Source organism: Pseudomonas sp. S9, assembly GCF_000222125.1.
GTDB lineage: Bacteria > Pseudomonadota > Gammaproteobacteria > Pseudomonadales > Pseudomonadaceae > Aquipseudomonas > Aquipseudomonas segetis.
The window spans coordinates 50,248-75,909 of the sequence record NZ_AFFX01000005.1; the positions used below are offsets into that span (position 1 = coordinate 50,248).

Consider the following 25,662-nt stretch of genomic DNA (forward strand, 5'->3'; position numbering starts at 1 on the left):
AAAAGGACCGCATCAAGCGGTCCTTTTTAGTGGCCGGGTGTTCGGTTACAGCTGCGGTGTCCAGGTCATCGAAACCAGTGCGGTACGCCCGGCTTCTTCGTAATGGAAGGGCACCTGGGCGAATGTAGTGCTGTCGAATGCGGTGCCGTTTGCCTGGTAGTAATCGTGGTCGAGCAGGTTGTCCAGCTTCAGGTCGAAGCGCAGGTCGTTGGGGGCATTCCAGCCTGCGCGCAGGCCCAGTACGCCATAGCCCGGTATTTCCTGGGTATTGGCCAGGTCGTTGTAGCTATGGCTCGCCACCAACCAACTAGCGCCGACATTGAACTGACCAAAGCTGCGATCCAGATCGGCGGTGAAGGTGTTTTCCGGACGACGGCTCAGACGCTTGCCGTCATTGCCGCTGCCACTGCTGTTGCGGGCATCGACCAGGCTGTAGCCGAGACTGGCCTGCCAGCCGAACAGTTGTTGCTTGAGGGCGACTTCCAGGCCGTGGATGGTCGCTCGGTCAATGTTTTCGGGGCGGAAGGCATCAACGCTGTTTGCTTGGTTACCGTCCAGCGCATTGTTGGTGACTATGGCGTCTTCGATGCGGGTGCGGTAGGCCGAGACTTCGAGTGAGCTGCTCGGCGACAGGCGCGAACGCCACTGCAGTTCATAGCTGCGAGCCGTCTCGGGTTTTAGATCGGGGTTGCTGTAGACCGTGCAGCCGAAGCCCGGGAAGCAGTCGTCCGGGTAGTACAGGTCATTGAAGGTGGGCGCTCGGAACGACTCACTGTAGGAGGCGATCAAGTCATTATCGTCGTTCAGGTGCCAGGTGAAGGCAGCGTTCCAACTGTTCTCGCTGCCAAAGGCCTGGTTGTCGTCATGGCGTAGGCCCAACTCCGTGCCGAATTGGTCATTGTCGTAGCGGTGCTGGATGAATGCGGCTTTGTTCCAGCGCGAGTCCTCGTTGAAGGGTGTCGAGCTATTTAGGCGATCCTCATACCAGTCCAGGCCGAGCAACAATTGCTGGTGCTCGGCAAAGGCGATTGTATTGAGCCAACTGGCTTGGTCACGGTAGGTATTGAAGACCGAGCCACCGTATGGGTCGTGGGATTTTTGCCGGTTCTCGGTGTGCCCCAGTTCCAGGCGCGAAGTCCAGTACTCGTTCAGTTTCGATTGCAGGTAAGCGCTACCGGTTGATTCTTCAAAGTCTGTATCAGCGGCTTGGGCGGGCGACAAACTGTAGTCGTATTCGCTTTGTCCGGTTTGGCGCAGCAGGTTGATCCCGGCTTCAAGGCTATCGCTGAAATTATGCGACAGGCTCAGGTTGAGGCCCTTGTTGCGGTAGGCGCTGTCTTCACTGCCAATCAGGTTAGTGCGCTCAAATCCATCGGTTTCATCGAGTGATGCTCCCAGGTCGAAACGGGTTTGCTCATCGCCTCCAGACAGGCCAAGGCTGCGCTGCCAGGTACCGTGGGTGCCGAAGCCGACTTTCAGGCGTGGGTGCAAGCCTTGTTCACCTGTGCGGGTGAAAATCTGGATAACGCCACCAATTGCATCTGAGCCATAGAGCGCCGAGCGACTGCCACGGACCACTTCGATACGCTCGATTTGATCAAGATTGAGCTGTTCAAGGCTGGCCGTGCCACTTGAGCTGCCAGCGATGCGTTGGCCGTTGACCAGCACCAGGCTTTGCGCCGTCGAGGTGCCGCGAATAAATATCCCGCTCAGCGAGCCGCTGCCACCGCTGCGCTGGACGCTGACGCCTGGGGTGCGGGCGAGCAGGTCCAGAACGTCGCCGGCTTGCAGACGTTCGATGTCTTGGCGGTCATATACGGTAATTGCAGCCGTGGCCTTGCTGATCGGCTCGGCCTGGCGGCCAGAGGTAATGACCAACGGAGACGCTTGGTAAGGTCCAGCAGGTTCGGCTGCGTTAGCCAGGCACGGAGCCAGGGCAAGAGCCAGGGAAACACGGGAAAACTTCATTTAACAACCTCAAAAGTGCAATGCTTTTGAGGAGGGCAGGGGCAAGTACTGGCAAACGGAAGCCTGCACTTGACGGTGATGCCCTCCGCAACACCAGTCAAAAATTGCAACGAGGCAGGTCTCCGGGCTGCCGACTGCGTTTTTCACCTTCCCGGGCGAACCCAGTGGTTGTCGAAAAACGCTGTGTTGCGCCTGAGCGCAGCACTGTCGGTTACCGTTGCGGGGGCAGCGCAGGCATTGTCATGGACGCACCTGCTTCCCTTTTCACGCTGAGCCTTGCGGCTGGCAGCGACCTCGGTCAATCACGATTACAGCCGCTACCGAGTTGGCGGTAGGGGGTTACTTATTTGTTGATAACAGCCAGGCGCTGACGAATTGCTTGCTCAATACCGGCGGCATCGAGGCCGCATTCGGCAAGCATTTGTGACGGCTTGGCGTGCTCGACGTAAAGGTCGGGCAAGCCAAGGTGCAACACTGGCTTGAGCAGGTTTTTCTGCGCCAGGAACTCGCTGACGGCACTTCCAGCACCGCCCATGACGCTGTTCTCTTCAATGGTCACCAGCAGTTCATGCTCAGCGGCCAGCTGGCGGATCAATGCTTCATCAATGGGTTTTACGAAGCGCATGTCGACCACGGTCGCATCCAGTGCTTCGGCAGCCTTTAGCGCTTCACTCAACTGTACGCCGAACACCAGCATGGCTGTGCCGCTACCCTGGCGGCGGATTACGCCCTTACCGATTTCAAACGGCTCAAGACCGGCCTCAATCGGTGCGTTGGGGCCAGTGCCTCGCGGGTAGCGTACAGCTGCCGGGCCGTTATACAGGTGCCCGGTGGTCAACATGCGGCGCAATTCGTTTTCATCGCTTGGGGTCATCACCAGCATGCCGGGAATGCAGCGCAGGTAGGTGATATCGAAGCTGCCCGCATGGGTTGGGCCATCTTCACCGACCAAACCCGCGCGGTCGATGGCAAACAATACGTCCAGGTGCTGCACGGCCACGTCGTGGATCAGTTGGTCGTAGGCGCGTTGCAAGAAGGTCGAGTAAATCGCCACGACCGGTTTGCTGCCTTCGCACGCCATGCCCGCTGCAAGTGTGACTGCGTGCTGCTCGGCAATCGCCGTATCGAAATAGCGATCGGGATATTGCTCGCTGAAGGCGACCAGGTCAGAGCCTTCTTTCATTGCCGGGGTGATACCGAGCAGGCGCGGGTCCTGCGCTGCCATGTCGCATAGCCACTGGCCGAATACGCTGGAGTATTTGGGGCCGGACGCTTTCTTGGCTTGTGCGGCTGGGCGATTGACTGGCTCAAGCTTGGTAATGGCGTGGTAGCCAATGGGATCGGCTTTCCCCCTCCCCCGGGGCGAAGCCTTTGCCTTTTTTGGTGATCACATGCAGGAACTGCGGGCCTTCAAGGTCGCGCATGTTACGCAGCGTAGCCAGCATTGTCGGCAGGTCATGGCCATCGATCGGGCCTATGTAGTTCCAGCCAAGTTCTTCAAACAGGGTGCCTGGAACCAGCATGCCTTTGGCGTGTTCTTCGGTCTTGCGGGCGATTTCCCAGGCGCCGGGCAGGCGCGAGAGGACCTTCTTGCTGCCCTCGCGCATGCTTGCATAGGTGCGGCTGGAAAGAGTTTTCGCCAGGTAGTTCGACAGCCCGCCCACATTGCGCGAGATCGACATGTCGTTGTCGTTGAGCACCACCAGCATGTTGGCCTTGAGGTCGGAGGCGTGGTTCAGCGCTTCGAACGCCATCCCGGCGGTCAGCGCGCCATCACCAATGACAGCAACACTCTTGCGGCTGCTGCCCTGGATTTTCGCGGCAACAGCCATGCCCAGCGCAGCGCTGATGGACGTGCTTGAGTGACCCACGCCAAAGGTGTCGTACTCGCTTTCACTGCGCCGCGGGAATGCGGCAATGCCGTCCTTTTGGCGCAGGGTGGCCATGCGTTCGCGGCGGCCCGTCAGGATCTTGTGCGGGTAGGCTTGATGGCCAACATCCCAGACCAGGCGGTCGTCCGGGGTGTCAAACACGTAATGCAGGGCAATTGTCAGCTCGACTACACCCAGGCCCGCGCCAAAGTGGCCGCCCGTCTGGCCAACGGTGTAAAGCAAGTATTGGCGCAGTTCGTCGGCCAGGGTTTCCAGCTCGGCTTCGCCCAGGCGGCGCAACTCGGTCGGCGTATTCGCGCGGTCAAGCAAGGGCGTCAGCGGTCGTTCGCGTGGAATCTCGTGGAAAGTCGTCGGCATCAGGCGAATCGTTATAAATACAAAGATGCGCCAGTTTACCCGAAGCCCCGCGCAGTACCCAAATAAGAAGTGGCCATTGAGCATCCGCTTGTCATGGCCGGGAGCTACCAGGTGTCGATAAAACCGCGTTTGTGGGGTTGCTCGGCGACAGTGGGCGGTGTCGAGTTGAGACCTCGGGTCAGCCATCCACGCGTCTGTTCAGGGTCAATCACTGCGTCGATTTCAAGGAAGCTGGCCATATTGATTGCCTTGCCATTGGCATAGGCCTTGGCCACCAGCTTGTCGAACAGTTGCTGGCGTGCTTGATCGGACTCGGCGGCTGCCAACTCTTTGGCAAAACCCAGGCGAACCGCCCCTTCAAGGCCCATGGCGCCGAATTCAGCGCTGGGCCAGGCGGCGGTGAACAGCGGCGAATGGAAGCTGCCTGCGGCCATCGCTTGCGCACCCAGGCCGTAACCCTTTCGCAGAACGATGGTGAAGAAGGGCACCCTCAGGCTGGCAGCAGCCACAAAGATGCGCGATACATGGCGCACAGTGGCTTGTTGCTCTGCTTGCGGGCCGACCATGAATCCGGGGGTATCACACAGTGATACCAGTGGAATACCAAATGCATTGCACAGCCGCATAAAGCGCGCGGCCTTGTCGCCACCGACTGCGTCAATGGCGCCGCCGAGATGCGCGGGGTTATTGGCGAGCAAGCCAAAGGCCTGGCCCTCGATACGAATAAAGGCGGTGATCATACCCGGCGCAAACTCGCGACGCAGTTCCAGAACTGAGTCTTGATCCGCCAGGGTTTCGATCACTTGGCGGATGTCATACACGCGCAAGCGGTTTTCGGGAATCAGATGGCGCAGCAGGCGCTGATCCGCGCATTGCCAGGTGCTCAGCGCGCCTTGAAAGTAACCCAGGTATTGCTTGGCGACGCGCACGGCCTCGGCTTCATCCTCGACCAGCAGGTCAATCACGCCGTTCGGGCTTTGGACGCTTGAGGGGCCGACTTGTTCGGCGCTAAAACTGCCCAGCCCGCCACCTTCGATCATGGCCGGGCCTGCCATGCCGATGCTGGCGTTGTGCGTGGCGATAATCACATCGCAGCAGCCCAGCAGCGCAGCATTGCCCGCAAAGCAACGTCCAGACACCACGCCGACCAGCGGTACCAGGCCAGAAAGCCTGGCCATGCCGACAAAGGTGTGACAATCCAGCCCGGCGACACCGACGAAATCCGTATCGCCGGGTCGACCGCCACCGCCTTCGGCAAATAACACCAGGGGCAAGCGCCATTGTTCGGCCAATTGCAGCATGCGGTCGGTCTTCTTGTGATTCATGACGCCCTGGGTGCCGGCAAATACCGTGTAGTCGTAGGCGATGGCCATGCAGCGCGCGGCTTTATTGCCAAACAAACTGGCGTTAACAGTGCCGGTGCCGGCAACCAGTCCATCGGCAGGACTTTGCTCGATCAGCTCGTCGAGTGAGCGCCCCCGCCGTTGTGCTGCGATGGCCAGGGCGCCGTATTCGTTAAAGCTGCCATCATCCAGCAGGTCCGCAAGGTTTTCCCGGGTGGTGCGCTGCCTGGTTTTACGGCGTTTGGCCACAGCCTGCGGGCGTCTTTCATCAAGGGTGAGGGCGTGGCGTTCAAGGACCTCGGCGAGATCCGCACGTATATGCTCAAGATCGGCACTTTGTTCATTGAGCACCTGTTGCTCGGTGACCTGGGCGGGCTCGATAAACATCAAGGCCGCCCCTTGATTGACTATGCTGCCGGTCTCTACCGCGAGACTGTGGACAATGCCGCTTTGCTCTGCCCTGACTTCAAGCTCCATTTTCATGGCTTCGAGCACGGCAATGGTCTGGCCCTTTGCGATGCTATCGCCTTGCCTGACTTCAAGACTGACGACCACGCCGCTGCTCGGTGCGCCCAAGGCTGCGCAGCCCTCGGGCACGGGAGTGGCGAGCGGACTGGCTGTCGAGCTGGCGCCGTGATTGAAATACAGGTGCGGATGAGCACAGTCGAGTAGCCTGCTCATTTGTTTTTCGACAAAGCGGGTGTTGACCTCATTGCGTGCAACCTCTGGAAGCTGCAGCAAGCTTTGCAGCAGGCTGATTGAATTGCTCACGCCTTCGATATTGAACTCACAGAGCGCACGATAGGCTTTGCGCAATGCGCTGGGGTAATCGGGGGCATGCACAATCAGCTTGGCCAGCAAGGAGTCGTAGTTCGGGTTGATGCTGTAGCCCGGGTAGCCGTAGCCATCCACTCGCAAACCAGGACCACTGGGCGGTTGGTAAGCACTTAGGGTGCCGGTGGCCGGTTGGGTCTTGCCGTCGCTGTCGATGGTTTCCAGGTTGATTCGCAGTTGCACGGCACAGCCATTGATCACCGGTGGTTGCAGCAGATTGAGATCGGCCAGCGAATAACCCATGGCCAGCTTGATTTGGCATTGCACCAGGTCAACGCCGGTGATTTGCTCGGTGATGCTGTGTTCAACCTGGATCCGGGGGTTGGCCTCCATAAAGTAGAACTGCTCGGGTTGATCGTTATCGAGCAGGAACTCGAAGGTGCCGATGCCTTGGTAATTGACGCTGCTGGCAAGTTTGAGCGCGGCGTCGATCATGCCTTGGCGTGTGGCTGGCGACAGGTCCGGGCTTGGTGCTATCTCGATGATCTTTTGCTGGCGTCGTTGCAGGCTGCAGTCACGCTCCCACAAATGGCTGACCGCTCCGCTGCCATCGCCTAACAGCTGGATTTCGATATGGCGGGCGTTGTTCACCAATTGTTCTATGTACAGCGCGCCGTTGCCAAAGGCGCCTTGGGCTTCGCTCTGGCAGCGCTGGAATGCTTCAGGCAAATCGGTGGGGTTGAATACCGCCCGCATGCCGCGCCCGCCACCCCCTGCCAGCGCCTTGAGCATGACCGCCGATGAGTCGCCGAGGCTGTGCATAAAGTCCTGTGCTTGTTGCAGGGTTATTGCCTGGTTGATACCCGGTACCAGCTTGACGTCGCAACGCTCGGCCAGTGCCCGGGCCTGGGCCTTGTCGCCAAAAAGTTGCAGGACTTCAGCACCAGGGCCAATAAAGCAAATGCCTGCGGCGGCACATTGGCGGGCAAATTCCGGGTTTTCCGCAAGAAACCCGTAACCCGGGTGGATGGCGTCGCAGCCGTTTTCCACGGCAACACGGATTAGCTGGTTGATGTCCAGATAGGCGGCAACCCCACGGCCCTTGAGGGCAACTGCGTGATCAGCTGTGCGCACATGCAGGGAGGTCGCATCGTCTTCTGCATGGATAGCAACGCTGCGCAGATTCATATCGGCAGCGGCGCGGGCAATGCGGATGGCGATTTCACCGCGGTTGGCGATCAGCAAGGCTGAAAAGGACATGGCAACGGCTCCAAAATTCTTATTCTGGAGACCATCTTATGCACTATGCGGCGCGGGTAAACAAAGCCTTGCCTGCTGATCGACAAGGTATTTGTTTGAGTGATTGTGCCTGAGGCAGGCGGCAACCCAGTTGCTCAGGTCGCCGTTCTAGTTAGTGGCGGCGCTCGACAATATAGCGAGCCAGCATGCGCAGCGGCTCAGCCGGGGAGCCCAGGTCTTCCAGTGCCGCAAGGGCCTGGTCGCGTAACTCCAGCGCATAGCCTTTAGCGTTCTGCAAACCCAGTATCGCGGGGTAGGTTGGCTTGTCGTTAGCCTGGTCCTTGCCTTGGGTTTTACCCAGGGTGTGAGTATCGCTCTCGATATCGAGAATGTCGTCCTGCACCTGGAAGGCCAGGCCTATCGCCTGGGCATAGCGCTGCAGGGCGGCCAGTGTGGCCGGGTCTGCGTTGCCGCTGGCCAGTGCGCCAAGGGCGACGCTGGCCTCGATCAGGGCGCCGGTCTTGTGCCTGTGCATATTTTCCAGGGCCGCCTGGTCAAGTGCCTGGCCAACCGAACCCAGGTCTATTGCCTGGCCACCCACCATGCCCGCCGGGCCGGAGGCACGGGCGAGGGTCGCGATCATCGCCAGGCGCAACCCGGCACTGTGGGGGTTCAACTCAGCGTTGCCGAGCACTTCAAAGGCCAGGGTTTGCAGGCCATCGCCAGCCAGAATGGCAGCGGCTTCATCGAAGGCTTTGTGTGTGGTCGGCTTGCCTCGGCGCAGGTCATCGTCATCCATGGCTGGCAAATCGTCATGGACCAATGAGTAGGCATGGATCAGCTCGACCGCGCAGGCGGCGCCATTGGCGTGCTCGACATTGCCGCCCAGGGCTTCGCACGCTGCGTAGGCCAGTAGCGGGCGTACGCGCTTGCCGCCATTGGTGACGCTGTAGCGGATGGCTTGATACAGGCGTTGCAATTCTGGCTGTGGTGCAACAAACAGACGCTCAAGGGCGGCATCTACACGGTTTTGGCACTGCGCCTGATAGGCTTCGATCATGCTTGTTTATCCGCGTCGAAAGGCGCTTCCTCCAGCTCGCCATTACGTTCCAGCAGCAGGCTGACCTTTTGTTCGGCTTGCGCCAGCGCGGCCTGGCAATCGCGGGTCAGGCGGATACCTTGTTCGAAGGCGGTCAGTGAGTCTTCGAGCGACATTTCGCCGTTTTCTAGGCGTTCGACCAAGCTTTGCAGCTCTGTCAGGGACTGCTCAAAATAAACAGCGGCTTTCTTGCGGGCCATGGCGGGTGTTCTCGGCGGGAAATCAACGGACGAATATCGCTCGCGACACTAGCAGAGACGAGGCTTTCGGGCAAATCATGGGCCGCTTTCAACTGCGCAGGTAAGTCGCCCAGAAATAATACAGCGTCATGCAGCTGCCAACGGCAATGACCAGCAGGCGCAGGAACTTGGCGGGCAGGCGCTGGCCGAGCGCTCCGCCGGCATAACCGCCAATGGTTGCGCCGCCCAGGAGTATGACCAGCTCGTACCAACTAACCCGCCCGGCGATGATAAAGGTACCGGTTGCGACGCTGTAGATCACCGCCGAAATCAGGTTTTTAAGCGCATTGCTGCGTGCCAGGGCATGGCCTTCGATCGAGAAGGCGGCGAGTTGTAAAATGCCCATGCCCGCACCGAAGTAGCCGCCGTACACCGAAACCGTCGCATGCGCCGCCAATGACCATGTCGTGTGCGGCGGTTGTGTATTTGCTGAACGGCGCGCGGCCAGGGCACGACTTAGTTGTGGGCTGGCGGCAAATAAAAGTGTGGCGCCGAGCAGGAGCCAAGGGATTAAACCGCGAAAAATTTCATCGCCACCAAGCAGTAGCAAGATACCGCCAAGCAAGCCGCCGCCAAGTCCTGCCAATAGCAAGGGAACCAGGTAGCTGCCGAGCGGTTGCAGTGTCTTGCGCCCAGCCCAGGCTGCCGCAACGCTCGCTGGCCAGAGCGCAACGGCGTTGGTTGCATTGGCGGTGACGGGCGCCAGGCCTGTGGCAAGTAACGCGGGGAACGAGAAAAACGTACCGCCCCCGGCCAGGGCATTCATTGCACCTGCGGCGAATCCTGCGGCAATCAAAATCGCTATATCAAGCCAGGGCATTGGAGCGTCTTTGCAGTAAAAGGCGCAGCCTAATCAATCGTCGGTTGTTCGCCAAGCAGGATGTTGCTCGGCAGGTGCTGCCTGATTTGGCCAAGACTGAATTTTTATACTTTCTTTACGCCGTCCGCGCCTTAGCCCAATCGAACCTTTACGCCTGAAATCCGAGAATGACTCATGCGCCGTTGGGGCGTTTTCGGAGCAATGACTATGAGTGTTCTCGACGGATTGTCGCTGTGTTTGGCCCTTGGCCTGTTCTTTTATCTGCTGCTTGCGCTGATGCGCGCCGAGCGTGGTTAGGAGGCCTTATGCACATCCAAGATTATTGGCTGATTCTGGCCTTCTTTGTATTGGTGCTGGTGCCTGCCCCTTTTCTGGGGCGCTATATCTTCCGGGTAATGGAAGGGCACAAGACCCTGCTCAGCCCGGTGCTGTTGCCCATAGAGCGTTTTTGCTACCGCCTTGCGGGGGTTGATAGCCAAGCCGAGCAGGACTGGAAAGGCTACAGCACTGCTCTATTGATGTTCACCCTGGCGTGCCTGATCGGGCTGTTTGCAATCCTGATGTTGCAAGGCCGTTTGGGGCTCAATCCAGAGCATATTGCCGGTATGGATTGGCCGCTGGCGCTCAATACGGCGGTGAGCTTCGTCACCAATACCAACTGGCAGGCCTACAGCGGCGAGGCATCACTGAGCTATTTCAGCCAGATGCTTGGGCTTGGCGTGCAAAATTTTGTCAGCCCGGCGGTGGGCCTTGCGGTGTTGGTCGTCTTTTGTCGCGGTATTGCTCGCCGCTCAAGTAACAGCATTGGCAATTTCTGGGTCGATATGACGCGTGGCGTGCTCTATGTGCTGCTGCCGTTTTGCCTGTTGCTGGCGCTGTTTTTGGTCTGGCAGGGCGTGCCACAAAGCTTCATGGCCTACGTGCATGCCAAGACGCTGTTGGGTGCTGACCAGAGCATTCCCCTGGGGCCGGCGGCCAGCCAGATCGCAATCAAGCAGTTGGGCACCAATGGCGGCGGGTTCTTTGGCGTCAACTCGGCGCATCCATTCGAGAACCCGACGGCATGGAGCAATCTGGTCGAGATGGCTTCGATCATTCTGATCCCGGCGGCGTTGCTGTTCACCTTCGGTCACTACGTCAAGGATCTGCGGCAAAGTCGTGCGCTGTTGGCCAGCATGCTGATTCTGTTTGTGGCTGGCTTTGCTGTGACCTTGTACGCCGAGTTGCAGCCCAACCCTGCACTGGCGGCCTTGCCCATTGAGCAATCTGGTGCGCTCGAAGGAAAGGAAAGCCGACTGGGCATTGCCGCCTCGGCTCTATGGGCGGTGGCCACTACCGCCGCGGCCAATGGTTCGGTCAACGCCATGCATGACAGTTTCAGTGCGCTCGGCGGGATGATCCCGATGCTCAATATGATGCTCGGTGAGGTCATCTTCGGCGGGGTTGGCGCGGGCCTGTACGGTATGTTGTTGTTTGTCCTGATTACGGTATTTCTTGCCGGGTTGATGATAGGGCGCACACCCGAATACCTGGGTAAGAAGCTTGAGGCGCGTGAAGTACGCCTGTTGGTCATGACGCTTCTGGTCATGCCGGTCGGTGTGTTGGTGTTTGGTGCCTTGGGTGTGAGCTTGCCTGGCCCGGCGATGTCGATCAGCAACCCCGGCGCACATGGCTTTAGCCAGGTCTTGTATGCCTACACATCAGGCACTGCCAACAATGGCTCTGCATTTGCCGGCTTTGGTGCCAATACCCCGTATCACGATGTGATGATCGCCTTGGCCATGCTGCTGGGGCGCTTCGGTTTCATTCTGCCAATCCTTGCGATTGCAGGCAGTCTGGCCGCGAAAAAATCAGCCCCGCAAGATGGCAACAGCTTTCCCACCCACGGCCCGCTGTTCGTGACGCTGCTGACAATGGTGATTTTGTTGGTTGGCGGTTTGACCTTTCTTCCAGCGCTGGCCCTTGGTCCCATCGCTGAACACCTGACCCTGCTGCAGGGCTTCTAAGGGAGAGCCATGATGAATGCCCCTATTCTCACGCAAGACCCGCAGCCAAAGACTGCGGCCCAGGCAAAAACCGGTGCTTCGACACTCTGGCAGGCTGCGCTGGGCAAGGCCTTTACAAAGCTTGATCCGCGCCAACTGCAACGCGCGCCGGTGATGCTGGTGGTTGAGCTGACCGCGGTTGTCACCACTGTGCTGTGCTTTATGCCCAACCCGGCGGTGAGCACAGGGCTGGCGGTGCAGATTGCGCTGTGGCTGTGGTTCACCCTGTTGTTTGCCAACTTTGCCGAGGCGTTGGCAGAGGGGCGCGGCAAGGCCCGGGCCGACAGCCTCAAGGCCGGAAGCCAAGGCCTCAAGGCGCGCAGGCAAACTCAGCCGGGCGTCTATGAGTCAGTCGCTGCGAGCGAGTTGCGGCGTGGCGATATAGTCCGGGTTGAGGCCGGTGAGCAGATTCCCGGTGATGGCGAAGTCATTGAAGGCATCGCTGCGGTCAATGAGGCGGCTATTACTGGCGAATCTGCCCCGGTTATTCGTGAGTCAGGCGGCGATCGCTCGGCTGTCACCGGCAACACCAACCTGGTGTCGGACTGGTTGCTGGTGAAGATTACCGCTAACCCCGGCGAGTCAACGCTTGACCGGATGATCGCCCTGGTCGAGGGCGCGCGCCGCCAGAAAACGCCGAACGAAATAGCGCTGGACATGCTGTTGATCGGCCTGACCCTGGTGTTTCTGGTGGTGGTCGCCACATTGCAGCCATTCGCCCGCTATGCGGGAGGTGACTTGCCGCTGGTGTATTTGGTGGCGCTGTTGGTAACGCTGATTCCAACCACTATCGGCGGCTTGCTTTCGGCCATTGGCATTGCCGGCATGGATCGCTTGGTCCGGCTTAATGTCATCGCCAAGTCGGGGCGCGCAGTCGAGGCCGCTGGCGATGTGCATGTGCTGCTGCTCGACAAGACCGGCACCATCACCTTCGGTAATCGTCGTTGCAGCGCCTTGATCGCAGTGCCCGGTATCGCCGAGCAGGATCTAACCGAGGCGGCGTTGTTGTCGTCACTGGGCGATGACACCGCCGAAGGCAAATCCATCGTCGAGTACATTCGCAATCTTGGTCCGGTGCAGGCCCCTGAGCGCTCGGCAGTGAAGGTCATCGCCTTCAGTGCTGAAACACGCTTGTCAGGCGCCGATCATGGCAGTCAGCGGTATCGCAAAGGTGCGGTGGATGCTGTGCTCGACTACCTAAACATGAGCCGTTCGGATATGCCTGCCGCGCTGGCGCGGACAGTCGACAAGATTGCGCAAAGCGGTGGCACGCCGCTACTGGTGGCCAGTGATGCGCGCTTGCTCGGTGCTATCCACCTTAAAGATGTGGTCAAGCCCGGCATTCGCGAACGCTTCGCCGAGTTGCGCGCCATGGGTATTCGCACTGTGATGGTCACGGGTGACAACCCCTTGACCGCTGCTGCCATCGCCGCCGAGGCGGGTGTTGATGATGTCATCGCCGAGGCTACGCCCGAGAAAAAGTTGCAACGTATTCGCAGTGAACAGGCCGAGGGCAAGATGGTCGCCATGTGCGGTGACGGCGCCAATGACGCCCCGGCGCTGGCTCAGGCGGATGTTGGTTTGGCAATGAATGACGGCACCCAGGCTGCGCGTGAAGCGGCCAATCTGGTTGACCTGGACTCCGATCCGACCAAGCTGCTTGATGTGGTGCAAGTCGGTAAAGAGTTGCTGGTCACCCGTGGGGCGTTGACCACCTTCTCGGTGGCCAATGATGTCGCCAAATACTTCGCAATTTTGCCTGCGCTCTTTATCGGTGTTTATCCACAGCTCGGCGTACTTAACCTGATGCAGCTGCACAGTCCGCAGAGTGCGATTCTCTCGGCGATCGTATTTAACGCCCTTATTATCGTGGCCCTGATTCCGCTGGGGCTGCGCGGGGTTCGAGTGCAGGAAACGGACGCTGCAAGCCTGCTGCGGCGCAATCTGCTGATCTATGGCCTGGGCGGTTTGCTGGCGCCTTTTGTGGGTATCAAGTTGATCGACATGCTGCTGGTGGCTGTCGGCCTGGTTTGATCTTCCTGGCGCCTTTGCCGGCGCCGTATTGCATTCGGAGAGTCGATGATGTTTAAGCAAATCCGTCCAGCATTGAGCGTTCTGGTTTTTATGACGCTGCTTACCGGCGCGGTCTACCCCTTGACCGTAACCGCTATCGCTCAGCTCGCATTTCCGGTGCAAGCCAATGGCAGCCTGGTGCGTGATGCGCAAGGCGAGGTGCGCGGCAGTCAGTTACTGGCGCAAGGCTTTGCCGGGGCGCAGTGGTTTCAGCCGAGGCCTTCGGCGGGGGATTACGCCACTGTGGCCAGCGCTGCGAGCAATCTGGCACCGAGCAATCCGGCATTGGCCAAGCGTGTGGCAGAAGACGCCAAGCGCTTGCAGGTCGCCGGACAGGGCGCTGTTCCCATGCAATTGGTGACAACCTCAGGCAGTGGCCTTGACCCGCACTTGTCACCCGCAGCCGCACGTTATCAGGTGGCGCGCATTGCTGCAGCGCGCAACATGCCTCGAGCCAGCCTTGATCGCCTGATTGATGCGCTGCTTGAAACCCCTTTAATTGGGCCGCAAGTGGTCAATGTACTGGCGCTGAACATGGCGCTGGCAGAAAATCAGGACCTGTCTCGCGCTGAGTAACGCTATGAGTGATGCAACCCAAGCTGACGCCCTGCTGGCTGATTTACCCAAAGGCACGCGCGGTCGGCTCAAGGTTTTTTTAGGCGCCGCACCGGGCGTCGGCAAGACCTATTCCATGCTCCAGGCTGCTCAGACCCAGCAGCGCATGGGCACTGATGTGCGGGTGGCAGTTGCCGAAACCCATGGTCGCGCTGAAACCGAGGCGATGCTGGTTGGCTTGCCGCAACAGGCCCAGCGCAAGTTGGAATACCGTGGTGTCGTGATGCGCGAGATGGATCTGGACGCCATTCTCGCGCAGCCGCCCACACTGGTATTGGTTGATGAGCTGGCCCATAGCAATGCCCCCGGCAGTCGTCACAACAAGCGTTGGCAGGACGTGCAGGAATTGCTCGATGCGGGAATTGATGTGTACACCACGGTCAATGTCCAGCATCTGGAATCACTCAATGATCGCGTGCGCGATATCACCGGTATCCAGGTGCGCGAAACCTTGCCTGACTGGGTGCTGCAGGAAGCCGATGAAATTCTGCTGATCGACCTGCCCACTCGCGAGCTGCTCGAGCGCTTGCGCGAGGGCAAGGTCTATGTGCCTGAGCAAGCGCGCGCCGCGATAGATGCATTTTTCAGCCAGACCAACCTTACAGCCTTGCGCGAATTGGCCATGCAAACGGCGGCGGCGCGGGTCGATGCCGAGCTGACTCGGCGTTACCGGCTGCAAGGCCTGGATGCACCGGCCTTGCGCGGGCGGTTGCTGGTGGGAATCGACGGCGATGCTCAGGCCGAGCCTTTGGTGCGCCATGCCTGTCGGGTCGCCGAACGGCGGCATCTACCCTGGTCGGGGGTGCATGTCGATACCGGAAAGCCTCGTAACGAGCAGCGTTTGGCCTTGTTGCAGGCTGCGCAGCAGTTGGCCGAGCGCTTGGGTGGGGAAGTTGTCGGCTTGCGAGGCGGCGAGTGTGCGAAAACCCTGCTTGAACATGCGCGCGAGCGACGGGCCAGCCTGATTCTGGTCGGTCGCAGCCGTGCTGGTTTTTGGCGGCGCTGGTTTGGGCGCGGGCTGGCAGAGCGCTTGATGCTAAAAGGCCAGGGGCTGGAAATTTCTGCACTGGATTGCGCGCCGGAAAGGACCGTGCGCTTGCGTCGGGTCAGCCGACCGTTGATCTGGCGTGACTACCTGCAAGCCGTGGTTGCCGCCGTTCTGGCAGCCCTTGTCGCGTTGGGATTGTCACAGGTGCTTGAACTGCCAAATATCTCGCTGCTGTTCCTGGCGGCCGTATTGGTGGTAGCCGTGCGCAGCAGCTTGGGACCAGCGCTGGCCTGCGCTGGTTGTTCGTTCCTGGCGTATAACTTTTTATTTATTCCGCCGACGCTGACCTTGAGCATTGCCCGGCAAGAAGATGTCTTGACCTTGCTGTTTTTCCTGTTGATGGCTGCACTGACGGGCAACCTGGCAAGCCGTCAGCGTCAACAATTGGTGGCCCTGCGCGAAACCCAGGCGCAGACCACCGCATTGCTTGAGTTATCCAGCAAGTTGACGGCCGCCACTGATCGTCAGGCGATACTCAGCGCTGCCATGCAGCAGTTTTCATTGTGGCAAGAGTTGGATGTCAGCCTGTTGGCGCGGGGTAAAGATGATGTGTGGAAGGTCGAGGCCGGTAGCCAGCGCCTGCTCACAGATCAGGAGCGAGCCGCCGCCGACTGGGCCTGGCAGCACAGCCAGCCAGCCGGGCTGGGCACCGATACTTTGCCGGGCGGGCGTTGGTGGTGGTGGCCGCTGGAAGGTGAAGACGGTCCCCTGGCCTTGCTCGGAATCAGCCCCAAAAATGGCGCACCCCTGGCCAGTGCGCAACGCCGCTTGATTGCCGCGCTCGGCCAGCCCCTGGCACAGGCACTGAGCCGTGCGCAGCTTGCGCAAGATTTGGAGGCGGCGCGCCTGCACGGCCAGACCGAAGAGCTACGCAGTGCCTTGTTGGCGTCTGTGTCTCACGATTTACGCACGCCGCTGACCGCAATGCGTGGCTCGATCGACAGCTTGCTAACGCTTGGCGAACAAATTCCAGCTGCAGATCGACATGAACTACTGGAAGGCACCCGTGATGAGGCCGAGCGTCTTGATCGCTACATCCAGAACCTGCTCGATATGACTCGCCTCGGCCATGGTGCGCTTAAACTGGCCCGCGATTGGGTGGCGCCATGCGATATCGTCTCCCGCGCCTTGCAGCGCTTACGTCTGGTGCTCGCTCCGCTGAAGGTCGAGCTGTCGATGGGCGATGATCTGCCGCTGCTTTATGTGCATGCCGCGCTGATCGAACAGGCGTTGATCAATGTGCTGGAAAATGCGGCGCGTTTTTCCCCAGCCGGGGGCCGCTTGCATTTGGTTGTGCAAGCTGATGGTCAGGAAATACGCATTGCTGTCAGTGATCAAGGGCCGGGTATTCCTGAACATGAACGCGATAAAATTTTCGACATGTTCTACACCGCTGCCCGAGGGGATCGCGGCGGCCAGGGCACCGGCTTAGGTTTGGCAATTTGCCAGGGTATGCTGGGGGCTCACGGCGGGCGAGTGAGTGTAAGTGAAGGGCTTGAGGGGCGTGGCGCAACCCTGACGCTGCACATACCGCTGTCGCCACAACCTGTTATGGAAGATGAGTCTGTATGAGCAGTAATCAGCCGACTGTTTTAGTCATCGATGATGAAGCGCAGATCCGCAAGTTCTTGCGCATCAGCCTTGTGGCCAAAGGCTACAAGGTGATCGAAAGTGCTGATGGCAGCGACGGTCTGGCTCAGGCTGCATTGGGTAAGCCGGATATGGTGGTGCTTGATCTCGGCTTGCCCGATATGGACGGTCAACAGGTGCTGCGCGAGCTAAGGGAGTGGTCACAGGTTCCGGTACTGGTGTTGTCGGTTCGCGCAGGAGAGGGCGATAAAGTGACAGCGCTGGATGCAGGCGCGAACGATTACATGACCAAGCCATTTGGTATTCAGGAGTTCCTGGCGCGGGTGCGTGTATTGTTGCGCCAGGCAGGTAGCGGCGAACTGGCCGCGGCCGTGATCAACAGCGGGCCCTTGAGTGTCGACTTTGCTTATCGTCGAGTGACGCTCGATGGATCGGAGGTTGCACTGACCCGTAAGGAGTATGCGGTGTTGGCCGTGCTTGCCCGACACCTTGGCCGTGTCGTGACCCAGCAGCACCTGCTCAAGGATGTTTGGGGCGCCAGTCATGCCGATGACAGCCATTACCTGCGGGTGGTCATCGGCCATCTGCGGCAAAAGCTCGGGGATGATCCTGCCGCCCCGCGCTTTATCATCACCGAGGCCGGTGTGGGTTATAGATTGCTGGAGCATTGAGCCGGATCCGTCGCGCTTGCAAGCGCGATGGATCGGCTTAAAGCCACGTCTCAGGTATTGCCAGCCATCTGCTCAACCAGATAATCGGCGAGGCACTGCTGGATGTTGCTGAGAAGCCTGGATGAGGCTACCAACGCCAGCTCCGTCGGCGGCGGTGTGCCCAGGCCAAGTTGTTCGGTGACTATACGATGCTCGGGCCTTACCGCGCTGTTTGGCAAAAGGCTCAGGCCAATATTTGCGCTTACGGCCGCCTGTATGCTCGCCAAGCTTTGCGAGCAGAACGCGATATGCCAGCGCTGGCCAGCGGCTTCAAGAGCGCGAATGGCGCGCTCGCGATACAGGCAACCCTGTTCGTAGACCACCAAGGCAATGCTCTGTTGCTGCAGTTGCCACTGTGCTCCTGCAACCCACTCAAGTCGCTCCGACCAGGTCGCGATAGCCGCTGACTGGTCGATATTGCGCTTGATCAGCGCCAGGTCCAGCTCGCGACGCTGCAGTTGTTCATTGAGCTCGCAGCTAAGGCCATTGCGCGTGTCCAGGCGGATGTCCGGGAAGCGCTGGTTAAAACCTGTCAGCAGTTCGATCAGCCGATCCAGGGGAAAATCCTCGGGCACGCCCAGGCTGGCCACTCCGCGCATATCTTGGGAATTGAGCATATCGCTGGCTTCCATGGCCAGGCTGACCAAGCGCCGTGCGTAGCTGAGCAGGCGCTCGCCGTCTTCGGTTAGCTGGATCGACTTGCTGGCCCTATGCCTGATCAGCAGTGGGCGACCGAGCTGCTCTTCGAGTTTTTTGATCTGCTGGCTGATGGTTGACTGCGTGCGGTTTACACGGTCGCCGGCGCGGGTGAAACCACCGGAATCGACAACGCTCACGAAGGTTTTGAGAAGCTCAAGATCAAGCATGGTTATAAATTCGATTAGTGAATTATTTTTTAATCATAATTTAATTTTCAAATTTAGTCTGCCAGCGCGACGATTGATGCCTTCTTACTGTTCAAGAGGTTGTTTGTCATGTCACTTCAACATTTCGCAAAACCGCAATGGCTCACCTTTGATTGCTACGGCACGTTGATCCAGTGGGATGAAGGCTTGCTTGAATACGTGCGCCAATTGCTCAGGCAAAAGGGAATTGCTCACCGTGAAGCGGACTTCATTCGCGTCTACGATAACTATGAGCACGATCTGGAGCAGCAGTCGGCCTACATGAGCTTTCGCCAGGTGTCCGCGCAAGCGCTGCGCCGCACTTTGGCCGATTTGGACGCCAGTTATGAGCCGGATGATGGCGAAGCATTTGTTGCCCGTATCGGACGCATGCCGCCATTTCCTGAAGTGGTCGAAACGCTGGGCTGGCTCAAACAGCAGGGTTTCAAGCTGTGTATCGTGTCCAACACCGACGACGACATTATTGCTGGCAACGTGGCGCAGTTGGCTGGGCATGTCGACCGGGTGATCACGGCGCAACAGGCCCAGGCCTATAAGCCTGATCCGCGGTTGTTCGACTTCGCCCATGCCAGCCTCGGCGTGCAGCGCTCGCAGGTGCTGCATATCTGCGCCAGCCCGCATCTGGACCTGGTTGCCGCGCGTGACATGGGCTTTCACTGTATCTGGATTGACCGTGGTACCCAGCGCGTGGCACCGGCCGACTACCAGCCCGATGCGGTATTGCCAAGGCTGGATGGCCTGCGCCAGCTCTTTGCAAGCCTTGGCTGGACCCGTGATCAAGGAGTAACACAATGAACCCGCTATCGAATACAAGCACCGCCCATGCCTGGCAACATAGTGACTTCGACACCCCGCAAATCCACGCGGTGCGTGTCGACCTGGCCGCCTGCTTGCGCATGGCTGCTCATTTGGGATTGGCTGAAGGTATTTGCAATCACTTTTCGGTGCTGGTGCCGGGTCATGATGACTTGTTTATGGTCAACCCATTTGGCCTGGCCTTCGCTGAAATCACGCCTTCCAGCCTGTTGATTTGTGATTTCAACGGTCAGGTGGTGTGCGGCAGCGGTGTGCCGGAAACCACAGCTTTTTTTATCCATGCGCAAGTCCATCGCCTGCAGCCAAAGGCGGTGGCGGTGTTGCATACGCATATGCCAAACGCCACTGCATTGGCCATGCTTGAGGGCGAGCCCTTGCGCTGGGCGGGACAAACAGCGCTCAAGTTCTTCGGCAGGGTCGCGGTGGACGATGGTTTCAATGGCTTGGCGCTGGATGTGTGCGAAGGGCAGCGGATTGCCGCTGCGATGGGTGATGCACAGGTGCTGTTCATGAAGAACCATGGCGTCATGGTCACGGGCGCTGACCTGTCCCTGGCCTGGGACGATCTCTACTATTTAGAGCGCGCAGCCGAGGTACAGATTCGCGCCATGAGCACGGGTGTGCCCCTACAGCCGGTTGTGCCTGAAATAGCTAAAAAGACAGCCGCGCAGATGCGTATCGGCGAGGCGCACAGCGCACGGGCACACCTCGACAGTGTCATACGCCAGTTGAACTTGCTGCAGCCCGGCTTCAGCGATCTTTGAGGCGCATCCGCCTGGCCGAAAACCGATCCGGTGTATTCGATGGGGCTCAATACGATGCTCGGTGGTTGTCGGGCGGTTGTGACAATGATCAGGAGGGGCTGGTCATCTTTGGCCGGACATAACATTGGATGCACCCTCTGGAGTGCTAATTTCCTTCCTGGTTATGATTCGCCTCACAGCCAACACTGCAAGGCGAGGTTACTTCAAGCGTTCAGAGTGTCTCGTAACGCTTTGCGGTTGAGCTTGCCGACGGTCGTTTTGGGAATTTGCTCCATAAACAGAACCCGGTGGGGTTTCTTGTAGGAGGCAACCTGGCTGGCAACGAAGCTAATCAACTGCTGCTCATCGACTTCTGCTCCGGGATGCAGGGCTACGACGGCAGTAACGGATTCCACCCATTTTTCGTCTTTCAGGCCAACGACCGCACACTCGGCTATGGCTGGATGGGCCATGAGCACGTCTTCGATTTCACGGGGATAGACGTTATAGCCACCGGTGATGATCATGTCCGAGGTGCGATCCTTGATGTGCAGGAAACCACGTGCATCAAAGCAGGCGATGTCGCGAGTGCGGAGCCAGCCGTCATCGAAGAACATGCTCTGGTTCAAATCCGGGGCGTTGAAGTAACCGAGCATGCGAGATGGCGAGCGCACGGCAATCTCTCCGGGCTCGCCGGGTGCGACGTCGTTGCCTTGCTCATCGACCAGGCGGATCTCTACATCAATCGAAGGCCGGCCACAGGAACCGAGTAGCTCACCTTTATGATCCTCCGGGCGTAGAACAGCCACAGCCAATGGACATTCTGTCTGCCCGTAATACTGCCAAAAGCGTTCGCGCCCCCACAGCTCCATGGCCTTGTCGATCACGGGACGCGGCATCGGCGAGGCACCGTAGATTACTTGGCGAAGATGCTTGATATCAGTACTGGCGAAGCCTGGGGAGGCCATCAGCATCTGCAGCATTGTTGGCACCAGGTTGATCGCTGTGATGGCATGGTGTTCGATCAGTTGCAGGAACTGGTCAGGATCAAAACCACGCATGATTACGGTGCGTGCACCGCGCGACCAGAATGGCAACACAAACACACCGCTGGCGTGAATCAAGGACGCCGCATGCAGCATGGCATCATCCTGCTCGACTGCGATCAGGTTAAGCAGTACGTTCTTGCAGATACCTGCATAGGAGGCTTGAGTATGCTGTGCGGCCTTCAGTGTGCCGGTAGTGCCGGAGGTAAAAAGGGTCAGCACTACGTCGTCGTCGCTGACCTCGACCTTTGGGGCTTTAGCACTGGCTTTAGCTGCTGCGTGCAACAAGTCGATGCCACTGCTGCTGGCGTCGCCCAGGCCATGGCAGATCAACTCAGGTAGTTCGCCACTCAGCTCCCGGGCGCGTTCAGCCAGGTCGGCACCGTAGACGAGGTAGTTGCACTGCGTTTCTTCCAGCATCCGACGGTGTTCAGCCAGTGACAGCCGGGAGTTGAGGGGGACTCGATTAGCCCCGCACTTAACCAGCGCGAAGTCGACAGGGACACTGTGCAGGCCATTGTTTAGCAAAACTGCAACCCGCTCACCCCGTGTCACACCCTGCTCGATCAGGGTGTGGGCCAGCTGGTTACTCAGGGTCTGGACCTGATCAAAGGTAAGTGATTGGTCTTCGAATACCACTGCGGTACGTGGGCCGTGGGCCATAGCGCCACGGTGAATAAGTTCTAGATAAGTTGTTGTCATATCGACGCTTCCTGTGACTGGAGCATTAGCCGTCAAAACGGCCATGTCGGCCTGAGCCCTTGACGAAGTGTTCGGCCCCTTCGATTGCTTCGGAGAAGACGATCGGGTAACCGCCAGCCCCTTCATTGATTAGCGCTTGCGCCAACTCGTTGTCCCACTGTAGATAGGCCGATTGGCGGGGCGCACGCCAACTCGTTGTCCCACTGTAGATAGGCCGATTGGCGGTCAGCACGCAAGCACTGTTGGGGGAAGGCCGCAATCTCCTTTGCCAGTTTCAGGGATGCGGCAAGGGCCTGGCCGTCCTCCACAACGCGATTAACCAGCCCAATTTCCAACGCCTCCTCGGCATGTACCGGACGCCCGGTGAGCATCATGTCCAAGGCTCGCCCTTGTCCGACGATACGCGGAAGACGCACAGTCCCACCGTTGATCAGCGGCACGCCCCACCGACGGCAAAACACACCGAATACCGCTGACTTCTCCGCTACCCGCAGGTCGCACAACAACGCTAGCTCCAATCCGCCCGCCACTGCATAGCCGCTGACGGCGGCGATCACCGGTTTACTAAGCAGCATACGGCTCGGCCCCATGGGACCCGGGCCAGTACCACTTGGCTCAACCTCGTTGCGCAATGTTGGATCTCCCATCGCAGATAGGTCTGCGCCTGCGCAAAAATTGTCGCCACTGCCAGCCAGCACTGCTACATGCAGATGCTCATTCGCTTCAAACGCAATGAATGCGTCACGCAATGCATTGGCAGTCACGCGATCTACAGCGTTGCGTTTCTCTGGACGATTGAGAGTGATGATGCAGACGTTTCCGTCCATCTCGATGAGTACTGAAGGTTGATTCATACGCTGGCTTCCGCTGAAAGACTGAATGCGGGTGGTTTCAGTGGCAACTGAAGCCACCATCGATGATGATTTCGGTGCCGGTGATGTACTTCGAGTCATCGCTGGACAAGAACACCACTGTGCCGGAAACCTCGTCAGGGTCGGCGAAACGCTTGACCGGCAACTCCTGCATCAGGCGCTGATGCACCGCAGCCTGACGGTCGGCATCAAGTTTGGACATCACGCCCGTGACCAGAGGCGTGGAGATATAGCCTGGGTGCAGGCTGTTGACGCGAATGGCATATCCCTTTTCGGCGCAATGCAGGGCAACCGACTTGGAAAGAAACCGCACGCCGGCCTTCGAGGCAGAGTAGCCAATGGCGTCCTGCTCGCCGACGATTGCAGTGATCGACGACATATTGATGATCGAGCCACCGTGTTGCTGCATCAGCGGGAGCGATAACTTGCAACCTAGGAAGGCACTTTTAAGGTTCACATCGAGATGGAGCTGGAATTGTTCCAAAGAACATTCCTCGATATTGCCTGGAATGATCATGCCGGCATTATTGATCAGCACATCAAGTCGTTTTTCATGGCTTCGTATAGTGTCTAGCACCATGTGCCAATCAGACTCATTACTGACATCTTGGGGGAGGAAAAATACATGGCCGCCGTCATTATTGATTTCGCTTTCGAGCGCCTTGCCAGCGACTTCGTTGATGTCGGTGAAATAAACGACAGCACCTTCCTGGTCTAGACGCCTTACGAAGGCCTGTCCCATTCCGGATGCGCCACCTGTGACCAGCACTACTTTGTTATTCAGTCTCATCGTTTTCCCTTGCACAGGCGTGTGCCAGCAGAGGCATCAGGTCCGCCTGAATGATGGTTGGGTCGTAGGGATCAGGCAGCGCGGATCGCCGGGCGGGCCGCAGGCAGGATGTCGATCAGCGAGGCAAGGTCGAGTTGCTCGTAGGCGCCCAGGCTTATCCCTTCAACGGCTTGGAAGAAGCGCATACCCAAGTGGAAAATCGTTCCGTCTTCGAGGAAGTTGTCGATGAATTGGCCGCTTGGGCTGTCGAAGGTGATGATCATGTCCGACCCTGCCTCGCTATAGGCTACATGGTCGTTGCCGATGTCTTCGTAGGCGATTTCACCTGCTTCGAAGTGTCCATCATCATAGTCCCAGCTACCGCTGAGAGTTACCGCTACCGCATAGCAGTGATGCAGATGACGAGGCATTTGCGAATTGGCCTCGAAGCGGGCACGAACGATGACTCGATTGAGAACCGGGTCGGCTTTGTACACTTTGATGCTGACACCCTTTGCACCAGGCAGGTTGAGCGGCAGCCAATCTGAGGGTTGCTGGAGTACAGATACAGCATTGGACATGATGGGTTCCATTATTGTTGTAGATTTCGGAATCCAGTATGGCCGGTTGTAGTGCTGGCAATTTTTACTTCATATGACGTATTTTTATCTTTTCAGACCGGCCTGTATGCTAGAGCAACAGTCACTGCAACGGTACATTGATATGGTTGAAAATGTGCTCATCAGAGGTAGCTCTCTGACGGCCTTTCCCGATCTGGTGCGTGAGCTGGGGCGGGATCCTGCGCCTTATCTGGCGCAACTGAATGTGAGCGAGACGCTGATCAGTGATCCCAAGCAGTTCATGTCCTATGCTGGGTTCGTTCAGACATTGGAGAGGGTCAGCCAAGATCTTGATTGCCCTGATTTTGGCTTACGCATGGCCCAGCAGCAGAGTGTTGGCGTTCTCGGGCCATTGGCGCTTATCGCGCAGTTTTCGGAGACCGCTCTCGATGGCTTGCAGCGAATTGCTCGATACATGGCCTACCATAGCCCGGCAGCGGTAGTGAAGATTGAGGATCCGACGCTGTGCGAACGCCCCGAGTTGTTCTTTTCTATTGCCTTGACCCAAGTTACTCAGCAGCGACAAACTATTGAGTTGTCACTCGGGTTTGCCATGCAAGTCATGCGGTTATTGAGTGGTCGCAATTTCAAGCCCCTTAGTGTGAGCTTCCAGCACACACCCTTGTTGCCGGTAAGTCACTACCGTGTCTATTTCGGTTGCCCCGTGTATTTCGAGGCATCGAGTAACAGCATGGAGATCAGAAGTGCAGATCTGCTCAGACCGATTGATGTGAGTGATCCGCTGATGTGCAAAACGATGGAGGCCTTTGTCGCTAATGCACTGGCCGAAGTCAGTCATACACTGGTTAGCAAGGTGCGCCGGCTAATCCAGCAGCTTCTGCCCTTGCAACGGCGTTGTACCCTTAGCTTGGTAGCGCGACATCTCGGCATGGGAGAGCGCACTTTGCAACGCCGGCTGAAAGTTGAGCGGGTTTTCTTTGAAGAACTGGTCGATGAGGTGCGCCAGGAGCTGGCGCAAAGTTACCTGAAACGCGCAGATATGAGCATGGCCCAAGTCGCGGGTCTGCTTGGCTACCGTGAGCAAAGCTCCTTTAATCGTGCCTGCCGTCGCTGGTTTGGAGAGTCGCCGCGTGGACTACGTAAGGACTAGAGCAGGGTGATTCACTTTTCTCACCTTCTGTCTCCGTGACCTGGTATGTCACTGTTTCAGCCACCGACTCAGATACTCCACCATTGGCGAGCACGGCCTCGAATCACAATGTCGGGCTGATTCCGCTGTCCTGTGCCTAGCCGCAATACTCTGGCCCAGAAACGCTGAGCAACACACGCTCTGGGCTATTAAGTCGATTTTGTGAGTAGCTCAAGCACCCTAGTTCCGAGCAGGAAAGCGAGGACGGTTAACTAATGGGCGAATGA

At 58.5% G+C, this 25,662-nt stretch carries 18 protein-coding genes, 2 pseudogenes and 1 riboswitch; of the genes and pseudogenes, 9 read left to right on the top strand and 11 right to left on the bottom strand.

Annotated features, from left to right (window positions below; translation table 11 throughout):
* Positions 1-45: 45 nt before the first annotated feature.
* The 6 genes and pseudogenes from PSES9_RS0111600 to PSES9_RS0111625 form a co-directional block, all read right to left on the bottom strand.
* Complete coding sequence (locus PSES9_RS0111600; protein WP_010487091.1) at positions 46-1,968, bottom strand: TonB-dependent receptor domain-containing protein; 1,923 nt, start codon at positions 1,966-1,968, stop codon at positions 46-48.
* Between the two features lie 96 nt (positions 1,969-2,064).
* Positions 2,065-2,280, bottom strand: a riboswitch (cobalamin riboswitch).
* A 31-nt stretch (positions 2,281-2,311) separates the two neighbouring features.
* Positions 2,312-4,217 (bottom strand): annotated as a pseudogene (gene dxs / locus PSES9_RS23430) (1-deoxy-D-xylulose-5-phosphate synthase).
* A gap of 104 nt (positions 4,218-4,321) precedes the next feature.
* Positions 4,322-7,594 (bottom strand): acetyl-CoA carboxylase family protein, encoded by a 3,273-nt coding sequence (locus tag PSES9_RS0111610; RefSeq protein WP_010487092.1) that lies wholly within the window; start codon positions 7,592-7,594, stop codon positions 4,322-4,324.
* A gap of 151 nt (positions 7,595-7,745) precedes the next feature.
* A complete protein-coding gene (gene ispA, locus PSES9_RS0111615; protein WP_010487094.1) occupies positions 7,746-8,633 on the bottom strand; it encodes a (2E,6E)-farnesyl diphosphate synthase in 888 nt (295 codons plus the stop codon).
* The gene (locus tag PSES9_RS0111620) at positions 8,630-8,872 is read right to left on the bottom strand and encodes an exodeoxyribonuclease VII small subunit (protein WP_010487095.1); all 243 of its coding nucleotides are present in this window, start codon (positions 8,870-8,872) and stop codon (positions 8,630-8,632) included. The genes ispA and PSES9_RS0111620 overlap by 4 nt, the downstream gene beginning before the upstream one ends.
* Positions 8,873-8,960: 88 nt before the next feature.
* Positions 8,961-9,731 (bottom strand): sulfite exporter TauE/SafE family protein, encoded by a 771-nt coding sequence (locus PSES9_RS0111625; protein ID WP_010487097.1) that lies wholly within the window; start codon positions 9,729-9,731, stop codon positions 8,961-8,963.
* 207 nt (positions 9,732-9,938) lie between these two features.
* Between PSES9_RS0111625 and kdpF the strand changes: the two genes are divergently transcribed.
* The 6 genes from kdpF to PSES9_RS0111655 are packed head-to-tail and all read left to right on the top strand — an operon-like array spanning position 9,939 to position 17,773.
* Positions 9,939-10,028, top strand: a complete 90-nt coding sequence (gene kdpF, locus PSES9_RS24560) for a K(+)-transporting ATPase subunit F (protein ID WP_138943099.1) — start codon at positions 9,939-9,941, stop codon at positions 10,026-10,028.
* An 8-nt stretch (positions 10,029-10,036) separates the two neighbouring features.
* Entirely contained in the window at positions 10,037-11,737 is a 1,701-nt protein-coding gene (gene kdpA / locus PSES9_RS0111635; protein WP_010487099.1) for a potassium-transporting ATPase subunit KdpA, read from the top strand.
* A 12-nt stretch (positions 11,738-11,749) separates the two neighbouring features.
* Positions 11,750-13,810, top strand: a complete 2,061-nt coding sequence (kdpB, locus tag PSES9_RS0111640; protein WP_010487101.1) for a potassium-transporting ATPase subunit KdpB — start codon at positions 11,750-11,752, stop codon at positions 13,808-13,810.
* A gap of 48 nt (positions 13,811-13,858) precedes the next feature.
* The gene (gene kdpC, locus PSES9_RS0111645; RefSeq protein WP_010487103.1) at positions 13,859-14,425 is read left to right on the top strand and encodes a potassium-transporting ATPase subunit KdpC; all 567 of its coding nucleotides are present in this window, start codon (positions 13,859-13,861) and stop codon (positions 14,423-14,425) included.
* A gap of 4 nt (positions 14,426-14,429) precedes the next feature.
* Entirely contained in the window at positions 14,430-17,084 is a 2,655-nt protein-coding gene (locus tag PSES9_RS0111650; protein ID WP_010487105.1) for a sensor histidine kinase, read from the top strand.
* Entirely contained in the window at positions 17,081-17,773 is a 693-nt protein-coding gene (locus PSES9_RS0111655) for a response regulator (RefSeq protein WP_010487106.1), read from the top strand. Before PSES9_RS0111650 ends, PSES9_RS0111655 begins: the two co-directional genes overlap by 4 nt.
* Positions 17,774-17,823: 50 nt before the next feature.
* On the opposite strand, the gene PSES9_RS0111660 is transcribed toward PSES9_RS0111655, so the two are convergent.
* Positions 17,824-18,678, bottom strand: a complete 855-nt coding sequence (locus tag PSES9_RS0111660; RefSeq protein WP_010487108.1) for a LysR substrate-binding domain-containing protein — start codon at positions 18,676-18,678, stop codon at positions 17,824-17,826.
* Between the two features lie 108 nt (positions 18,679-18,786).
* Here PSES9_RS0111660 and PSES9_RS0111665 point away from each other — a divergent pair, with 108 nt between their 5' ends.
* Both PSES9_RS0111665 and PSES9_RS0111670 read left to right on the top strand, forming a co-directional pair.
* On the top strand, positions 18,787-19,512 hold the full coding sequence (locus PSES9_RS0111665) for a haloacid dehalogenase type II (RefSeq protein ID WP_010487109.1): 726 nt from the start codon (positions 18,787-18,789) through the stop codon (positions 19,510-19,512).
* Entirely contained in the window at positions 19,509-20,297 is a 789-nt protein-coding gene (locus PSES9_RS0111670) for an aldolase (RefSeq protein ID WP_010487111.1), read from the top strand. The genes PSES9_RS0111665 and PSES9_RS0111670 overlap by 4 nt, the downstream gene beginning before the upstream one ends.
* A gap of 203 nt (positions 20,298-20,500) precedes the next feature.
* Here PSES9_RS0111670 and PSES9_RS0111675 read toward each other — a convergent pair whose 3' ends face one another.
* The 4 genes and pseudogenes from PSES9_RS0111675 to PSES9_RS0111690 form a co-directional block, all read right to left on the bottom strand.
* The gene (locus PSES9_RS0111675) at positions 20,501-22,024 is read right to left on the bottom strand and encodes a class I adenylate-forming enzyme family protein (RefSeq protein ID WP_010487113.1); all 1,524 of its coding nucleotides are present in this window, start codon (positions 22,022-22,024) and stop codon (positions 20,501-20,503) included.
* 25 nt (positions 22,025-22,049) lie between these two features.
* Positions 22,050-22,878: pseudogene (locus tag PSES9_RS0111680) on the bottom strand (crotonase/enoyl-CoA hydratase family protein).
* Positions 22,879-22,915: 37 nt separating this feature from the next.
* Entirely contained in the window at positions 22,916-23,686 is a 771-nt protein-coding gene (locus PSES9_RS0111685) for an SDR family oxidoreductase (protein ID WP_029529512.1), read from the bottom strand.
* A gap of 71 nt (positions 23,687-23,757) precedes the next feature.
* Positions 23,758-24,246 (bottom strand): cupin domain-containing protein, encoded by a 489-nt coding sequence (locus tag PSES9_RS0111690; RefSeq protein WP_029529513.1) that lies wholly within the window; start codon positions 24,244-24,246, stop codon positions 23,758-23,760.
* Positions 24,247-24,388: 142 nt separating this feature from the next.
* Between PSES9_RS0111690 and PSES9_RS0111695 the strand changes: the two genes are divergently transcribed.
* A complete protein-coding gene (locus PSES9_RS0111695) occupies positions 24,389-25,396 on the top strand; it encodes an AraC family transcriptional regulator (protein WP_157998245.1) in 1,008 nt (335 codons plus the stop codon).
* Positions 25,397-25,662 lie beyond the last annotated feature (266 nt).

Bases quoted from the DNA above. Each gene is read 5' to 3' on its own strand.
- PSES9_RS0111600 (WP_010487091.1), bottom strand. From the start codon at position 1,968: ATGAAGTTTTCCCGTGTTTCCCTGGCTCTTGCCCTGGCTCCGTGCCTG.
- PSES9_RS0111610 (WP_010487092.1), bottom strand. From the start codon at position 7,594: ATGTCCTTTTCAGCCTTGCTGATCGCCAACCGCGGTGAAATCGCCATC.
- ispA (WP_010487094.1), bottom strand. From the start codon at position 8,633: ATGATCGAAGCCTATCAGGCGCAGTGCCAAAACCGTGTAGATGCCGCC.
- PSES9_RS0111620 (WP_010487095.1), bottom strand. From the start codon at position 8,872: ATGGCCCGCAAGAAAGCCGCTGTTTATTTTGAGCAGTCCCTGACAGAG.
- PSES9_RS0111625 (WP_010487097.1), bottom strand. From the start codon at position 9,731: ATGCCCTGGCTTGATATAGCGATTTTGATTGCCGCAGGATTCGCCGCA.
- kdpF (WP_138943099.1), top strand. From the start codon at position 9,939: ATGAGTGTTCTCGACGGATTGTCGCTGTGTTTGGCCCTTGGCCTGTTC.
- kdpA (WP_010487099.1), top strand. From the start codon at position 10,037: ATGCACATCCAAGATTATTGGCTGATTCTGGCCTTCTTTGTATTGGTG.
- kdpB (WP_010487101.1), top strand. From the start codon at position 11,750: ATGAATGCCCCTATTCTCACGCAAGACCCGCAGCCAAAGACTGCGGCC.
- kdpC (WP_010487103.1), top strand. From the start codon at position 13,859: ATGTTTAAGCAAATCCGTCCAGCATTGAGCGTTCTGGTTTTTATGACG.
- PSES9_RS0111650 (WP_010487105.1), top strand. From the start codon at position 14,430: ATGAGTGATGCAACCCAAGCTGACGCCCTGCTGGCTGATTTACCCAAA.
- PSES9_RS0111655 (WP_010487106.1), top strand. From the start codon at position 17,081: ATGAGCAGTAATCAGCCGACTGTTTTAGTCATCGATGATGAAGCGCAG.
- PSES9_RS0111660 (WP_010487108.1), bottom strand. From the start codon at position 18,678: ATGCTTGATCTTGAGCTTCTCAAAACCTTCGTGAGCGTTGTCGATTCC.
- PSES9_RS0111665 (WP_010487109.1), top strand. From the start codon at position 18,787: ATGTCACTTCAACATTTCGCAAAACCGCAATGGCTCACCTTTGATTGC.
- PSES9_RS0111670 (WP_010487111.1), top strand. From the start codon at position 19,509: ATGAACCCGCTATCGAATACAAGCACCGCCCATGCCTGGCAACATAGT.
- PSES9_RS0111675 (WP_010487113.1), bottom strand. From the start codon at position 22,024: ATGACAACAACTTATCTAGAACTTATTCACCGTGGCGCTATGGCCCAC.
- PSES9_RS0111685 (WP_029529512.1), bottom strand. From the start codon at position 23,686: ATGAGACTGAATAACAAAGTAGTGCTGGTCACAGGTGGCGCATCCGGA.
- PSES9_RS0111690 (WP_029529513.1), bottom strand. From the start codon at position 24,246: ATGTCCAATGCTGTATCTGTACTCCAGCAACCCTCAGATTGGCTGCCG.
- PSES9_RS0111695 (WP_157998245.1), top strand. From the start codon at position 24,389: ATGGTTGAAAATGTGCTCATCAGAGGTAGCTCTCTGACGGCCTTTCCC.